Below are 16,212 nucleotides of genomic sequence, written 5' to 3'. Positions count from 1 at the left end.
AACAGGGCACGAATGGAGGGACCACCAATATGTTAAAAGAAATCCTGCCTAAAGTGCACAAAATACTGGTCGGTTATATTCAGATTCGGCTAACATGGTACTTTTTACTGATTCTGCTTCCGCTCGCCGGCTTCAGTCTTTTTGCCATTTCAAAATCACAGTCGATTTTAGAAGTTCAAACGGGTGAGAGGACACAAGGGGCCCTGCATACGATGACGGATTACATCGACCTGACACTGCAGAACCTCGAACAGCTTTCTTCGCTGATCGCATTCGATATGAACATGAACACAACACTGCAGTCCGTTGGGCAGGAGCCGGAAAAGCAGTCGTTCGTTCATTTTGCACAAGTGATGGACCAGATCACGAACATGACGACGGTCAATTTGATCGTGGACCAAATCTCCATCATCCATATGCCGTCACGTACCGTCATTTCCACCAAACTGGGGGGGCGCAAGCTGCCCGAAGGCGCGGAGAAGCAGGAATGGTACCAGCGTTTAATGGAATCCAGTGGGGGTACAGTTTTTTTTACGCCGAAGGAGGGCGAATCTTACTTCGATGCAGACAGCGTTCATCTGATTCGGACGATGGATCCGTATAACAGGACGCTCATTAATCCGAATCTACTTGTGCTTTCCGTCAAAAAAAGCGCTCTAATCGAGTTGGCGAAACCGCTTCTTCCCTCTAAAAATGCGAATATCTATCTGTTTGGCAGCGACGGAAGCTCGATCACGGGCACAGGTGCGAGTGTACAACCTCAAGTTTGGGATACCGTGAATGAAGTTAGGACGATCCGCAAGTCACAGCAAACCGGTACGGAAATGGTTACGATCAGTGTGAAATCAAAGTTTTCCGGTTGGTCGCTCATGATGGAGCAGCCCTTGGCGGAGCTCCGCAGCCATACCGACTCTCTAAAGGTGTTTAGTTATGGGATTTTAGCCGTCAGTCTGGTGCTAGCCGTTTGGATTTCCTGGATCATCTATAGGGGAATTTCCGCACCGCTGCGGAAGCTAGCTTATGGGATGAAACAGCTCCGTACAGGTAATTTCACGATTCAACTGGAAGATACGCGTGTGGACGAACTGGGATACGTGATCGAATCGTTCAATCGGATGGCTGAGAATCAGAAGACACTTATTCGTGACCACTATGAGAAACAGCTTTTACTGTCCAAAATGGAGCTTAAGTTTTTGCAGTCGCAAATCAACCCGCATTTTCTTTATAACACACTAGACTCCATCTATTGGACGGCCAAAAACTATGAAGCGGATGAAATCAGCGAAATGGTGCTTAATCTGTCGAAATTTTTCCGGCTAAGCCTGAATAAGGGAAACGAAACGTTTGCGGTTGGGGAGACCATCGAGCATTTGAAATATTACATTAAAGTCCAACAGCTGAGGTTCTTGGACCATTTTACGGTTCGGTACGACATTGCCGAGGAAAGCGCTCCTTATCATGTGTTGAAGCTCCTCTTGCAGCCGCTTGTAGAAAATGCTGTGCTGCACGGTTTGGAAAAGCAGAGCGGGGGCGGAGAACTGTTCATTTCCTCGTATTTGGAAGGTAATCGGCTTGTGCTTGAAGTTTGCGACAACGGGGTAGGGGTCAATGACGAAAGGCTCGCCTATATTTGCGGCAAACTGGAGGAAGCTTCTAAGCTAGCGGCAGAAGGTATTTCAACGGACTTCAAGAAGGATAAGGATCTGTTCGGACTGCGAAATGTGGTCACACGGATGATCATGTACTACGGCAAGGAATCACAATTTATCTTCGAGAGCGATGCCAAAAGGGGCACCCGGATCACACTCCGCCTACCGTTGGAAAAATGTGTGTCGCCAATAGAAGAGCAAGCGGGCTAAGGGTATCTCAATGTGAAGGTGATGAAGGAAAATAGTGGCATTCTTGTTTCATATAATATGATAAAATGGTATCAACTTAAGTGTAACGAGGGGAGGTATCAGGATGAAAAATGAAAGTTTAATGCGCAGGTCAATAGAAACATCTGCATTAAATGATCACGGGTTGTCAGCTTCTACTCAAGTGCAAATGAGTCCAAATTATATACATAGCTTACAAAAGACGATAGGGAATCGGGCTGTTGCCCAAATGGTACGGGCTGGCCAACTAGCCAATCCGACACAAACGGTTCAGAGAAAGACAAATCATACAGGGCTTCCGGATGATTTGAAATCAGGTGTGGAGAGACTTTCGGGGATTTCCTTGGACGATGTGAAAGTCCACTATAATTCTCCCAAGCCTGCCCAATTGCAAGCCCATGCTTATGCGGAGGGGACGAATATTCATGTTGCACCCGGACAAGACCAGCATCTCCCTCATGAAACGTGGCATGTTGTACAGCAAAAGCAAGGCAAGGTGAAACCTAGGATGCAAATGGGAGACGTTGCGATCAACGATGATGCAGGGTTGGAGCAAGAAGCTGATATCATGGGTGCCAAGGCCTTACAGCATGTGCAAGGGGGAGCTGAGCCTTCACGTCCAGACATTCAAAGAAGTTTGCTGAGCGATGCCGGCGTCGTACAAAGAATGCTTGTTTCCAGTGAAAAAAAACGTAACGGTGACGAGGATGAAAAGCATGTGGAAGCCTCCGATCTCGGAGACGCCAATGTCATATTTATGGAGTATGCACAATTCCTGAAAAAAGATACCTCTGCTTATGTAAAAGGAGAGGTGAAAAAAGGGATTGCAGGACTGAAAAAAGTGTTAAATGAAGCGGAAGTTGACGCCGGTGAGTTAAAAGAAAGCTTCATTGCCGGACTGATTCAGAATGAGTTATGGAAAAAAGCAAAAGCTAGCGATTTTGAATCGCTGCGGACACAGATTTCCACGCTTTATCCTGATTACGATGGTGTTGACGCGTATACAGATCAGGAAACGATTGATTACTGTAAGGATGATCCCGAGCCATTGCAGGCCTGGTTAGAGGAAATAATAACATTAACTGGGAACAAGGTGTCTGATTTCGTTACCGGCGCTGCTGCCTTCACGGCAGAATGGAAAAATTACTTGGCCTACGTTCTGTATGATAAGGCTAAGGTTAAATTTTACGATATGACGGAAGAATTTGTTCCGTTTGTTCAGCCGTTTATTCAACTCATCGAGGATATCAACGAAAACCGGGTTGATAGTTTGGATTATGTGAGAAAGTATGGTAATAACCCAGCTAATTACGGGGCTGAATTTGAGGTTGCTGGTCCTGCTGATATGGTCGCGAAGTATGACAATAAAGCAGTTATTCATACGCATTATGGCGCTAACAATACGCAGCCAAATTATGGGCATACGAAACCGTATGATAAAAGATATGAAGCGGGTTACGGATATACGGTCGTAAATCTTCCCGAACTCCTTGGGATGGACGACACCCAAAAAACGTACAATGCGTTATAGATGATTGATTCCGCCACTATGTGTCTGGCGGTTTTTTTATTTTAATCATGTTGGACTATGCTTTTGCTAGTTTATCTCTGTCAGCAGCTTGCGGCGGTTGTTCCAACCAACCATTCTCAATTAAGATATCTGATCCATCTTTTGCAAAATTCAAAATTTCTGCCGTTAGTCGAACGTAAATTTCTCCTAAATCAGTCCTAGGACTTTGACCAAGACTTCTGCCATAATGTGCAATTCCAGCCGAGCTTAACGCGGTTGTATGGAACATCATTAGTTTTTCTGAAAATGGCGCATCGGTTGATTCTGTTGGTAGTGTATCCCACGCACTTGCAGATGGAAGATATTCTTTACTTAGTAATGTTCCGAAGATTTCAACGTGTTTATCTGCAATGTTCCTGCCCCTAATGAAATAATCGCGGACCTTTTTGTCCTTAGCAACTTGACTATATCCAATCAGCAAAGACCGACCCAATTGATTTTGAATGAGGTTAAAATAGATATGATTTATTTCAATAGCATTTAACGGTCTACCATGTCCAAACAAACCTGCAAGATAACTTTGATTTTGGACATACTCAACTTTTTTCGGAATTGGAATAAAGGGAGCTCTTATGAAAGTTCCTTTTTGTAACATGATTTCTGTTGCTTTATTTAGCAATCGAGCCGATTCATTTAGACATTCGGTAAAGTATTCACACATATCCAAACGAGCGGCATTGGCCAAAGCCAGCGTATAAAATTCAAGCCCAACTTTGCCAATATTCTGTATGTAAAAAAGATAAAAATCATCTAGAAACAAGCGTGGAGTTTCCAAATTAACATCTAATTTTTCCGAAAATCCGTCTGGAACAGGGTATTGTTCCTCAATGAAAAAAGATTTTAATTTCTGTACGTGTGCTCGTGATAATTGCATGGCAAATTCAAGGACGGAACGAATTTCTGTATCTTCCACATGTGACAAGTAAACCTCTAGTGTACAAACTGCTAATGTATCATTTATATATGCAGACCAAATGTTTGCGATTTCTGCAGATGTTAATAAAATCTTATGCTCTGTTTGCATCTTATCACCTTTCCAATGGTGTTATTATTTATTTATAATATTTCCTCCATTGGCATTAATATTCAATATCTGATGTTTAGTGAGTTGTCATCGGACAGGGCAAGTGATGTCTCCATCTGTCATAAAAAAGCCACTCCATAAAGGAGTGGTTTGGTTATAAGATAAGTATTTATATGGTTTGGGTGACGTATAGGCAACCCTTTAATACAGGTGAGATAAGGCCTGATATCCGCGCTGCGTGCAACTTGTAACGATGTTTTACATCGTTACAGATATCTCAGCCGTGGCTGTCTCGCGCTGTAACGATGATATTCAGCGTTGCAGGTGAAAACAGTGCTGTCTCCCGCGCTGCGTGTGGCTTGTAACGATGTTTTACATCGTTGCAGATGTCTGAGCGGTGGCTGTCTCGCGCTGTAACGATGATTTTCAGCGTTGCAGATGAAAACAGTGCTGTCTCCAGCGCTGCGTGCAACTTGTAACGATGTTTTACATCGTTACAGATGTCTCAGCCGAGGCTGTCTCGCGTTGTAACGATTATTTTCAACGTTGCAGATGAAAACAGTGCTGTCTCCCGCGCTGCGAGGTACTTGTAACGATGTTTTACATCGTTACAGATGTCTCAGCCGGTTGTCTCGCGCTGTAACGATGATTTTCATCGTTGCAGATGAAAACAGTGCTGTCTCCCGCGCTGCGAGGTACTTGTAACGATGTTTTACATCGTTGAAGATGTCTCAGCGGTGGCTGTCTCGCGCTGTAACGATGATTTTCAGCGTTGCAGATGAAAACAGTGCTGTCTCCCGTGCTGTGTGCAGCTTGTAACGATGTTTTACATCGTTGCAGATGTCTCAGCCGTAGCTGTCTCGCGCTGTAACGATGATTTTCAGCGTTGCAGATGAAAACAGCGCTTGCTCCGCGCTGCGTGCAACTTGTAACGATGTTTTACATCGTTGCAGATGACTCAGCCGTGGCTGTCTCGCGCTGTAACGATGATTTTCAGCGTTGCAGATGAAAACAGTGCTGTCTTCCGCGCTGCGTGCAACTTGTAACGATGTTTTACACGTTACAGATGTCTCAACCGTAGCTGTCTCGCGCTGTAACGATGATTTTCAGCGTTGCAGATGAAAACAGTGCTGTCTCCCGTGCTGCGTGCAACTTGCAACGATGTTTTACATCGTTGCAGATGTCTCAGCCGTGGCTGTCTCGCGCTGTAACGATGAATTACATCGTTACAGATGTCCAAGTAGCTGGGAGGGGCTGTTAAACGAAGGACCTGGCTAATGTCCAGGGGGTTCTTATTTTTATATTAAGGTTTTAGTCCTTCGCTCCCATAAAAAAGGGCTGTTATTTCGATCTCACCATAAATAGATAGGTTAGCGTTGACGCGCAGTGAAGATCTGAAAGACTACACCGAACTTGTCTATGACCATACCGTAAGCTGGACTGAAATGAGTTTCTTGCAGTTCCAAACTCACTTGGCCGTCTTGTCGTAACGCTTCATATAGTTGCTCAGCTTGCTCCTTTTCAGAAGTTGTTATACAGATAGTAACTTGATTGCCAATGGGATGGGGTTGACCCGGAAAAATATCGGAAACCATCAGTTCTGTTTGGCCGACTTTTAGCACCGAGTGAGCTATCCGATCTCTTGCATTTTCTGGAAATGATAATTCGTCGGAATCCGGACTCTCTCCAAAGGTTTGGATAAAGACAACTTTAGCGTCTAATGATTGTACATAAAAATCGATAGCTTCTTTGGCATTTCCGTCCAACATAATAAAAGGTGTTAATTGTAAAATCATGATAATACAGCTCCCTTGGTTCAAATTTTTTATTCTTTCGCTCAATGCCAATTATAATTTATAATAGTGACAGTACTTGTCATAAATATAAAAAATGGAGAATTGCTATGCCCAAATCAAAACGACTCCTGGCATTGATGATGACTGTTAACCGAAAACGGAAGTTTACTGTCAAGGAACTTGCCCAAGAATTTGAGGTGTCATCGAGAACGATTTTAAGAGATTTACAGGAATTAAGTGAGTTAGGAGTTCCTTTATACTCGGAAGTGGGACCTCATGGCGGTTATCAGGTGTTGAATGAAAGAATCCTGCCACCCATTGCCTTTACTGAGGAAGAGGCCATAGCCATATTTTTTGCTTGTCATGCCCTGCGGCACTATGCCAATCTCCCTTTTAAAACGGAAGCTTCTTCGGCATTGAGCAAGTTTTATAACTACATGTCTGGAGACGTCCGGGATCGTATTGATCAAATGAAAAACCGGGTTGACTTTATAACGCCGTCAAGACATTCGGAATCCCCCTTTTTATCCATCTTACTGGATGGGGCTATCGATCAAAAAGTCCTTCTCATCGATTATGAATCGCGGGAAGGAATATCTAGTAGGGAAATCCAGCCGATTGGCATCTATGCAAGCAATGGCTTATGGTACTGTCCAGCTTATTGCTTTATTCGCGGCGATATTCGTGTATTCCGATGTGACAGAATTCATTCGGCGGTTTCTTCTTCTGCTTCCAAACCGATGGATCTTCGTTATGTTCATCTTGGAAATAGAGAATCACTTAGCAGAGAGGAAGAGGAAGAAGTTATTTTATTTGTGGAGTTAAGCAAAGAAGGCGTCCAGAAGTGCGAGAATGAATTATGGACGGTATCTAAATTACATATCCGTAACGATGGCACAGGTTGGCTAGACGGTAACATTGCGAAAAGTGACATCCCGTTTTTCGCAAAGTTTATTCTTGGTTTGGGTAGTGAGGCGACCGTAAAAAGTCCATCGGAATTGGTGGATGGGATGAAAGAGATGATGGCCGAAATCATGGCAAAATATAAGTAAGAAAAGATGACTAGTAACAAGGTTGCCGTACAGTTCGACAAAGCTAGTTACATTCGATATAATGAGAACTGCCAAAAGGAGGGAACTAACATGAACGAAACATTGCCACCAAAAACGTGTTCGATCGACCGACTCGTTACGAAAGAAGCTGAAGTTAGCAAGGTACTTGCTGGTGAGAAAACAGCTTGCAGACGTAATGGACGCTATGCAGATATCGGTGAAACGATGGAATTGCAAGGCATTACTTTTACAGTAACTAACGTTTACCAACAAGCTTTGGGTGAATTGACTGTGGAACATGCAAAAGCAGAAGGTCATACATCCGTTGATGAGTACCGTGATAGTATTTTAGCTATGCATCCAGGTATGCCATGGCTGCCGCAAATGAAAGTATGGGTACACGAATTTCAAAAGGCTGAATAAGTAAGAACAAAAAACAGTGTGGATCCATGGATCTGCACTGTTTTGTTGACCACATAAGAAAGTATAAGTTTTCGGTTTCCGAAAACCGCTTTCTTATTGGCGATAAACCTAATATAGGGATCTTTGGTCGTAGACCAAAGTCTCTCCTCGTTAAACGCGGTCGCTCATCTTTGAATGGCCTCGATAGAGGTTTTCTCAATTCTCAGATAGAACGGATGATGGTGTTGTCTTGGTACGTACTGCTTTTATATATCCATATATTTAGTGTTGTTTTAAGTATTGGCCCTTATTTTATCCTGTTTCCACTATTGGCTAGAATTCGTAATGCGCCATTCGAGCAATTGTCAGACTACCTAGAGCCATTTCGCATTACGGTTCGGCTTACTAAGCATGCCGGCCATGTGCTAGTTGCGACAGGGATTTTACTCACATGGTTAACGGCGTGGACGTGGAAGACATCATGGATTATCGTTACGGTCCTCATTATGGTTGCTTCGCTGTACTTTATCGCCCGTGCATTCTCGCCACTGCTTCGTAAGCTAAAGGCGCCACACGATAGTCGAGATTTCTTAGTCAACAAGCTGCGCAAGGCGTTAATCTGGTATGTCATCATTACGCTGTCTATGATGTGGTTTATGGTAGCTAAACCGACTCTTTGGTAGAAAGGTTAAACTGCTAGCTTTCGAGCGTACATCACAACGAAATTGTAATATTTATAGACACAGTCAACGTCGATGAAGCCGCAAGCTCGAAGCCAATTCAGCTGTTGATCGAGGGGAGCCATTTTATCCAGCTTTGTCCTTTCGTAGGCAGCTTGCACAGCTTCAGGAGTTAGATCAGTGGCTTCAACTTTGGCCTCCCAATCAGATCGGTACAATTGATCAAGGAAAGTGCTGCTGCCTTGTACTTGATCTGCGTTAATGAAGACCCCTCCTGGTTTAAGCAGCTTAAAAATCCTCTCATACAGGGCATGCTTATCCTGATCCTCGAGATGGTGAATGGAGAGCGAAGAGATTACGCAATCAAATGGTTCAGAAGTCTCGAATGTACTATAATCCTCAGCAATGTAGGTCATATTGGCTTGGGTTTCTCCAAATCGCCGTATAGCGATGTCGAGCATGCTTTGTGAGAGATCAATTAACGTTATTTTGGCATTCGGATATTTGTTTAGTACGTAAGAGGAAAAGAGACCTGTACCAGCTCCTAGGTCGAGAAGATGTGGAGATACATGATCGACCTGCACAAGTGAAGTTGCTGTGTGGTAAAAATCATCAAAACAAGGAATAAGTTTTCTTCGCTGGCTATCATACTTCTCAGCAATTTCGTTGAATTTTGTTGTGATTTGTTGGTTTCCTTGCTCACTCATAGTTTGATCACTCCGTTCGGTAGATTAGCTGATTTTGCTTCCTGGTCTCATTTTAAAGGGAAAAGCAGGAAAAATCTAAGATATAAAACCGATCATCTTTATAGGTATAAACTATCAAGGTGGCATGAACTATTGCGAAATAGTTCAAAAGGGTCAATGTTTTGTTCGACGCAACAGCTGATTAAGAACCTCGGAGAAGACCAGTCCGATCGCGATAGCACCAGATAACAGGAAGGCTTTGGCTGCTAACTGTACGGCCAGATCATAGTGATTGAGGACGACATTACGCATGGCATCATAGGCTAATCCTCCTGGAACTAACGGGATGATACCCGATACACTGAATACGATAACAGGTGTTTTATATATTTTCGCAAAAAATTGACTGATAACAGTTACGAAAAAAGAGGCAATCAACGTGGCCAGGATGGGGTCTAAAGGAATCATTTGAATGGAAACATATAACATCCACCCGCACATACCCACGAAGCCGCACTGCAAAAGTGTGCCCTTAGGAACATTGAAAAGAATAGCGAATGCTGCAGTCGCAATGAAACTCGTTAAGAGCTGTTCAATCATCATCATCCTAAACTCCCACCCCGTTATAAAATGAAAGTACAAAGGCAATGCCGGCTCCAATGGCAAAAGCAGTTAAGAAGGCTTCAGCGCCTTTGGAAACCCCTGAAACGAAATGGCCAGCCATTAAGTCGCGCACGGCATTCGTAATGAGAAGTCCCGGAACAAGCGGCATGACAGAGCCAATAATAATGGTATCAAGTGCATGACCAAACCCCACTTTGACAAACAAGAAAGCCATGGTTCCGATGAGTAAGGACGCCAGAAATTCAGCGAAGAACTTAATCGGCACTAACCGATTAAAATAATTAAGGAAGGCTAAGCCAGCTCCGCCAGCAACGAACGCAGGTAGGAAATCATGCCATTCTCCTTGGAACATGATTAAGAAACAACCGCTTGCAACAGCAGCGGATAGTATTTGAAACCAAGCGGGATAACGCATCTGGGCCACATCAATGTCCTCAAGCAGCCGATAAGCTTCTGTGGGCGTTAGTTCCCCCTGGCTGATTCGTCTAGAAATTGCATTCACAACCGTGACTTTGCGAAGATCGGTCGAACGAGCGGATATACGAATTAGTCTTGTGGTCTGCTCAGGCCCATCTATGGAGAAAATGATGCCAGTAGGTGTTACAAAGCTATGGGAGTTCGGTACGCCAAAGGCTTCTGCGACATGGGTCATGGTATCTTCGACACGATAGGTTTCACCACCGTTTTCCAGCATGATTTTACCAGCTAGTAAACAAACTTGTGCAATTTCGTAGTTCGTAGCAGCAGGATAAGCCATGGTTTGTTCTCTCCTGAAAAAGTATTTGCCAAAAGTATAATATATCATGGAAACCATTGAAAATCCTAAGTTGAACTCATTTGGTGTATGCCCAGCTACAATAGGCCATGTCTCCGCATGTTCTTAACGACAAAAGGAAATCGTAAAAGATAAGTTACCAAAAGGAGGAATATCATGACAGCTTTTAGGAGAACATTTCTTGCTATGTCGGTTGTATTACTCATCATAACGAATAGCACGACTATTTATGCAAAAAAGCCCGCCGAACTGCTGAAAGCAGCATTCATTCGAAATGGCGACCTATGGATTAAAGCTGGTGACAACGAAAGACAACAGACCCGAGGAGCATACATATTAAACCCGAAATGGTCTTATGACGGTCAGTGGATAGCCTATACAAAGGGCGAAAATGAACAAGAACTTTGGCTATTACAGGTTCAAACTGGACATAGTCATCTCGTTGCACAGGAAGGCGGAAGGAACTTCCAATGGCAACCTAACCGGAATTCTCTCGCATTTCTTACCGCCCAGCAGCTTAATTGGATAGACTCCGATGAACTTGCAAAACCGAAGAAAGTTGCAGAGGGGATTGGGAATTTTTCCTGGTATCCGGATGGGAGCAGTATTTTAGTTTCAACGGAAGCCAAGCTCTTAGACAACGAATGGACACCGATACGAATAATGAAAATACCATTAACCGCGAATGCCGATCCAACCCGCTTTGAGACGTTGCATGTACTGCCCAAGCAGTCTGATGATTTTTTTGCTGTTGGTACAAGCATCTTCAAGTGGTCTGCAAACGGACGTTGGATTGCCTTCTTAGCTAAACCTACCGCATCGCTGTCGGCCGATGGCAACACACTGTGTGTATTATCCGCAGACGGTTCAGTTTTCAAAACAATTGATCAAATGGTTAATAACGAGATGTGGTTTGAGTGGGCGAGCAAAGATGAGACACTTGCCTATATCGAAGGTGTTGGAAGAGAAGCTACAACGAATAAACATTTGAAAGTTATGCGGATTCCTGCCGGAACATCTGTTTCCTACACACCTAAGGGTTACGTTGAGCAAAACTTCACTTGGTATGGTCTACGGAATATCGTTACTTCAAGATCCAAAGAGGCGGAGTGGTCAATAGACCCAGCCAAACGGCAATTTCCATATTTGGTTAATGTGAAGCTGAAGAGTCAACATCAGAAATTATTGACGCAGCCATCGGAAACTTACGGCGATTTTAATCCCATTTCTCTACCATCACACCAGTTGGCATGGATTAGATCCAATCGCAGCTATTCAAATGTTATAGTCACCGATCCTCAAAGCAAAAATGCTGAAACGTGGATCGAAAACATAGACCTTGGAGCCAACTACTACGAACAAAGGAATTGGAATACTGTTTTAAGCTTTTTTATTCGAAAATAAGCGATTGAGACTACACTTAAAAAATTTGATGCAACCTGAGCCGAGTATTTAGTTGAACTCAGGTTGTTTAGTTATGCTCATATTGGATAATGGAGTGCCAACCAACGATATTGAGGCTAGAATGAAAGCAAATAAGGTATAATTGGTGTATAATGGAATTAAAAAATGTTGTGGGGTTATGCGATGCCGAAGTATATTGCACTTTTGCGAGGAATTAATGTAAGCGGTCAGAAAATTATTAAGATGGACAAGCTGCGGAGCATTTTTGAATCCATGGATTATAAAAATGTAATTACATATATACAAAGCGGTAACGTCATTTTTGATTGTGAGGAAAATGATGCTGCAGACGTACGTGATCGAATTGTGAACGAGCTCAAGGTACAACTTACTTTCGATATTCCCGTTGTCATCCGAACATTAGAGGAATTGCACGAGGTTGTAGAAAAAACACCTTACCAAATAGTCAATGCAGAAGCGAATGAACAAAGATATATAACCTTTTTATCTCATTCAGCGACTGATGCGGCTATCGCAAAATTAGAAGCCTTTCAAAATGAAGTGGACGAGTTCCGTGTCAAAGGGCTAACCGTATATTTACTCATTCGTAAAAACTACGGAGAATCAAAGTTCAGCAACAATTTTATCGAAAAGAAGCTAGGTGTATCCGCGACAACAAGGAACTGGGAGACCGTGAATAAATTGATTCAACTTGCAGAAGGAGGGAGTTAAACCAAGATGGCCTATGATGATGAACACATGAGTTATAAGAATACATTTATACAGGTTTCTGCTGACTGTCCAGTTGAAGTAGGGATTGTACCTTCCATGAAAAAGGATAGTAAAACCGCTCATTTGATCCAATACGAGCTGCTGTCTCAGAACCCATACAAATATACCCAAGGCGAGCTTATTTATGAAGTCTATTTGCAACATAAGCAAATACCTCAGAGCGAAATCGAAGCTCGTAGTGATGAAATTCGTGAGGAGCTTTTTTCTAAAAACCACCCTTGTTTAAGAGCATCCATGCTTCCAAAGAAGCACGGTTGGGGTGTACATTACAATGAAGAAGGCAAAATTGCGATTTACCCCATGGAATCTGAAGCTTACCAGCAATTTGTTGAAGCAGGTACGGGACATGAAGATGGTCCAAAGTTATTATTTGCGATGAGAAATTCTCGCGGGTGAAAGAAATAGGAAATGAAAACATGGAATCCTTTTATCGGAAAGGGATTCTTTTTTTATTCGTAATGTTCTGGAAAGCCTCACTCGATGAGTGGAAACGCGGCTATCTACAGGAAGATGATGGTTACATTTGTTTACTTTGCGGCAAGAGAACGGAAGCAGGGATTATTTACCCCCAAGATGGTGTCTTGTATGAGGCAGAGCGTTATCTGAAATGGCATATTGGGCATGCACATGGATCTGTCTTTCAATATTTGATCGGGTTGGATAAAAAGCTTACAGGTCTAACTGATCATCAAAATAGTTTGCTTCAGCTTTTCTATGAAGGAAAGAGCGATAGTGAAATCCAAAAGGAATTGGGAATTGGCAGTGCTTCAACGATTCGCAATCATCGATTTGGATTGAAGGAGAAAGAGCGCTAAGCCAAAATTTTTGTGACGATGATGGAGCTGTTGAAAGAGAAGGACCAGCATGCGCCAGCTTTTGTAGAGATTCATAAATCGGCCAAGATGGTGGATGAACGATACAATATGACGGAAGATGAGTACGAGAAGATCGTTAAGAAGTATTTCCCTGATGGTACGTCAGGTGAACTAGTCTCATTTTCACAGCAAGAAAAGCATAAAGTCGTTGTGCTGCGTGAAATTGCCAAACGATTCGAACAGGATCGCTTTTATGGAGAAAAGGAAGTAAACGAGATGATCAAGCCAATCTTTCACGACTATGCCAAAATACGCAGATATTTGATTGAATATGGCTTTCTCGATCGACAACCAGACGGAAGTCAATATTGGCTGAAAGGATGAATATGAACAACATGAATAAAAAGGAGATCAATGAGATGAATCGTAGACAAGAGCTGCAGCAGCAATATAAAGAAACGAAGAAGGAAGCCGGTGTATTTCAAGTCCGAAATACGATTAATGGAAAGCTGTGGGTTATAAGCACGAAGAATTTAAAATCTATGAATGGGAAGCTAATGGAATTACAAATGGACACGCATCGGAACCAGCTTCTGCAGAAGGAATGGAACGAATTTGGTGGCGATGCCTTCGTGCTTGAGGTTCTAGAAGTACTCAAAGTGAAGGAGACCGGTTACTTCGACGAAAATGATGCGCTGAAAAAGCTGGAAGAGAAGTGGCTTGAGGAGCTCCAGCCATATGAGGATCGCGGTTATAATCCCCTTTTGCTAGGGATGTAATTCAAATATTGGAGATAATACGGGAATGAAATGTGTGGAGTATAAGATATATGACATGTTTTATGAGAGCAAGTGAAGTGAAGGAGATAATTCTAGAATGGGGTGTGAACGATGAATGGTAGGGGTATTAATAATTATTTGCGAATTGTGCGAACGCTTGCGCCTATATTCGCGTTCGTGTGGCTCTGGCTGGCATGCTTCGCGCCAGCAGTAACCCGAGCATCCGCGTCCCAAGTCGCGGCGGAAGGGCAGCAGCATGGGATCGCGATTCCCGTGCTGAACTACCACAGCATCGGGGTGGAACCAGGGAACACGTACGTGCTCCACCCCGATAAGTTCGCGCGTCAAATGGACTATTTGTCCGCGCATCACTACACCCCGTTGACGCTGGGCGACTTCGCGCGCATCATCGAGAAGAAACAACCGTCACCGGAGAGGCCCGTGCTGCTCACGTTCGATGACGGCTACGCGAACAACGCTGAGGTGGCGATGCCGATCCTCCAGCGGCACGGTTTTCCGGCGACGCTGTTCCTGTCGCCAGGATTCATTGGCCAGCCAGGCTACTTGAGCTGGCCGCAAGTACAAGAGCTGAGAGCGGCGGGGTGGGACATAGCGCCGCATAGCATGACACATCCGCATCTCCCGCAGCTCAGTATAGAACAGCAGCGCGAGGAGATCACGGAATCGCGCCGACGTATTGAGCAGGCGATTGGGAAGAGCGCTGATGTTTTTGCACATCCGTATGGCGAGTACAACGAGGATACGTTGAAGATCTTAAAAGAGGAGGAATTCCGCTACGCGTTTACAACGAAGGAAGGCTACGCTTCGTCGAACCAATCGCCATATGAACTAAGTCGAATTGTCGTTCATGGCGAAGATGATTTCGCTACATGGGTTCAGAAGCTTCTATATTCAGGAAGAAGGAAATAAGTTACTCACGTAGAGTAATAAGTATCACCTTATCCCTTTTTCGATCTAACTAGACTGTAGAGTAATGTACTAAAGTGCTACAAATCCGGTTGTTTTGACAGACTAGATTAATTTTTATGGAGTTTTTGGAGAGTAAAACTTATCCTTATTAGCTTGGAAGGCCAGGTTTGTGTCTTAGTTGTCTTATTTAGTTTGGTTAGCTTATTCGGCTTGTTCTGCTTGGTTAGCTCGTTCTGCTTGGTTAGCTCGTTTTGCTTGATTGGTTTGTTAGGCAAAGTCAGATTGTTAAATTGAATTTTTTGGAATGTGTATTTGTAGTCGGTTAGAAGGGAAGGAGTAGGGGAAGGAAAAGAAAAAGGAAAAGGAAAAAGAAAAAGAAAAAGAGAAGGCGTAGAAGAAGAAGTAAAAGTAAAAGTAAAAGTAGAAGTAGAAGTAGAAGTAGAAGTAGAAGTAGAAGTAGAAGTAGAAGTAGAAGTAGAAGTAGAAGTAGGAGTAGAAGTAAAAGTAAAAGTAAAAGTAAAAGTAGAAGTAGGAGTAGAAGTAGAAGTAGAAGTAGAAGTAGAAGTAGAAGTAGAAGTAGAAGTAGAAGTAGAAGTAGAAGTAGAAGTAGAAGTAGAAGTAGAAGTAGAAGTAGAAGTAGAAGAGTAAGAAGGAGTAAGAGTAGGAGTAGGAGTAGAAGAGTAAAAAGGAGTAGAAGTAGTAGAAGGAGTAAGAGTAAGAGTAAGAGTAAGAGTAAGAGTAAGAGTAAGAGTAAGAGTAAGAGTAAGAGTAAGAGTAAGAGTAAGAGTAAGAGTAGGTGAATTAGGAAGCCAGTTTTACAGCCTTCCTTGGCTTAGTTGAGGGGGAAGTTGTACATCGTACAACATTTATCGTTGGTTTCTTCTCAGATAGCTAACAATGTTGTATTCTGTACAACAATTCTATAAAGCCCCCTAATTAAGTTGGACACTTTTAGGCTAAGAAAATACAATGAAATTAGCCGGAGGTTGTTCGTATGAGGGTAAAG

Annotated in this window: 15 protein-coding genes and 1 pseudogene; 11 read left to right on the top strand and 5 right to left on the bottom strand. The window is 43.1% G+C overall.

Annotated elements, in window-relative coordinates; genetic code table 11:
* The first annotated feature begins 29 nt into the window (after positions 1–29).
* Positions 30–1,859 (top strand): sensor histidine kinase, encoded by a 1,830-nt coding sequence (locus ASG85_RS15435; protein WP_060646750.1) that lies wholly within the window; start codon positions 30–32, stop codon positions 1,857–1,859.
* A gap of 103 nt (positions 1,860–1,962) precedes the next feature.
* A complete protein-coding gene (locus tag ASG85_RS36665) occupies positions 1,963–3,408 on the top strand; it encodes a DUF4157 domain-containing protein (RefSeq protein WP_063860301.1) in 1,446 nt (481 codons plus the stop codon).
* A gap of 55 nt (positions 3,409–3,463) precedes the next feature.
* Here the strand turns inward: ASG85_RS36665 and ASG85_RS15425 are convergent, their stop codons facing one another.
* Positions 3,464–4,471, bottom strand: a complete 1,008-nt coding sequence (locus ASG85_RS15425; protein WP_060646749.1) for a DUF3231 family protein — start codon at positions 4,469–4,471, stop codon at positions 3,464–3,466.
* A gap of 1,370 nt (positions 4,472–5,841) precedes the next feature.
* A complete protein-coding gene (locus ASG85_RS15420; protein ID WP_057302736.1) occupies positions 5,842–6,267 on the bottom strand; it encodes a VOC family protein in 426 nt (141 codons plus the stop codon).
* A gap of 107 nt (positions 6,268–6,374) precedes the next feature.
* Between ASG85_RS15420 and ASG85_RS15415 the strand changes: the two genes are divergently transcribed.
* From ASG85_RS15415 to ASG85_RS15405, 3 genes are all read left to right on the top strand, one after another.
* Positions 6,375–7,319 carry a helix-turn-helix transcriptional regulator gene (locus ASG85_RS15415; RefSeq protein WP_060646748.1) on the top strand — a complete coding sequence of 315 codons (945 nt, stop codon included), beginning with the start codon at positions 6,375–6,377 and terminating at the stop codon, positions 7,317–7,319.
* Between the two features lie 90 nt (positions 7,320–7,409).
* The gene (locus tag ASG85_RS15410; RefSeq protein ID WP_060646747.1) at positions 7,410–7,742 is read left to right on the top strand and encodes a hypothetical protein; all 333 of its coding nucleotides are present in this window, start codon (positions 7,410–7,412) and stop codon (positions 7,740–7,742) included.
* A 218-nt stretch (positions 7,743–7,960) separates the two neighbouring features.
* Complete coding sequence (locus tag ASG85_RS15405; protein ID WP_060646831.1) at positions 7,961–8,404, top strand: DUF2269 family protein; 444 nt, start codon at positions 7,961–7,963, stop codon at positions 8,402–8,404.
* Positions 8,405–8,409: 5 nt separating this feature from the next.
* On the opposite strand, the gene ASG85_RS15400 is transcribed toward ASG85_RS15405, so the two are convergent.
* The 3 genes from ASG85_RS15400 to ASG85_RS15390 form a co-directional block, all read right to left on the bottom strand.
* Complete coding sequence (locus ASG85_RS15400; RefSeq protein WP_060646746.1) at positions 8,410–9,108, bottom strand: class I SAM-dependent methyltransferase; 699 nt, start codon at positions 9,106–9,108, stop codon at positions 8,410–8,412.
* A gap of 153 nt (positions 9,109–9,261) precedes the next feature.
* Positions 9,262–9,690, bottom strand: coding sequence for a threonine/serine exporter family protein (locus tag ASG85_RS15395; protein ID WP_047677780.1), 429 nt, complete (start codon positions 9,688–9,690; stop codon positions 9,262–9,264).
* A gap of 4 nt (positions 9,691–9,694) precedes the next feature.
* Positions 9,695–10,468 carry a threonine/serine exporter family protein gene (locus ASG85_RS15390; RefSeq protein ID WP_057302740.1) on the bottom strand — a complete coding sequence of 258 codons (774 nt, stop codon included), beginning with the start codon at positions 10,466–10,468 and terminating at the stop codon, positions 9,695–9,697.
* A gap of 174 nt (positions 10,469–10,642) precedes the next feature.
* Here ASG85_RS15390 and ASG85_RS15385 point away from each other — a divergent pair, with 174 nt between their 5' ends.
* The 6 genes and pseudogenes from ASG85_RS15385 to ASG85_RS15360 all read left to right on the top strand — a co-directional run bounded on the left by ASG85_RS15385 (position 10,643) and on the right by ASG85_RS15360 (position 15,206).
* Entirely contained in the window at positions 10,643–11,890 is a 1,248-nt protein-coding gene (locus ASG85_RS15385; RefSeq protein WP_060646745.1) for a TolB family protein, read from the top strand.
* Positions 11,891–12,073: 183 nt separating this feature from the next.
* Positions 12,074–12,622 (top strand): DUF1697 domain-containing protein, encoded by a 549-nt coding sequence (locus ASG85_RS15380; RefSeq protein WP_060646744.1) that lies wholly within the window; start codon positions 12,074–12,076, stop codon positions 12,620–12,622.
* A gap of 6 nt (positions 12,623–12,628) precedes the next feature.
* Positions 12,629–13,078, top strand: coding sequence for a DUF6157 family protein (locus ASG85_RS15375; RefSeq protein WP_235549195.1), 450 nt, complete (start codon positions 12,629–12,631; stop codon positions 13,076–13,078).
* A 62-nt stretch (positions 13,079–13,140) separates the two neighbouring features.
* A pseudogene (locus ASG85_RS15370) lies at positions 13,141–13,881 on the top strand (DUF2087 domain-containing protein).
* A gap of 35 nt (positions 13,882–13,916) precedes the next feature.
* On the top strand, positions 13,917–14,276 hold the full coding sequence (locus ASG85_RS15365; protein ID WP_057302757.1) for a GIY-YIG nuclease family protein: 360 nt from the start codon (positions 13,917–13,919) through the stop codon (positions 14,274–14,276).
* 111 nt (positions 14,277–14,387) lie between these two features.
* Positions 14,388–15,206, top strand: a complete 819-nt coding sequence (locus ASG85_RS15360; RefSeq protein ID WP_060646743.1) for a polysaccharide deacetylase family protein — start codon at positions 14,388–14,390, stop codon at positions 15,204–15,206.
* The last annotated feature ends 1,006 nt before the right edge of the window (positions 15,207–16,212 follow it).

Origin of the sequence: Paenibacillus sp. Soil724D2, assembly GCF_001427935.1 — a bacterium.
GTDB lineage: Bacteria > Bacillota > Bacilli > Paenibacillales > NBRC-103111 > Paenibacillus_E.
The sequence above is the reverse complement of the archived record's forward strand: the minus strand, read 5'-3'. Positions and strand labels throughout refer to the sequence as shown.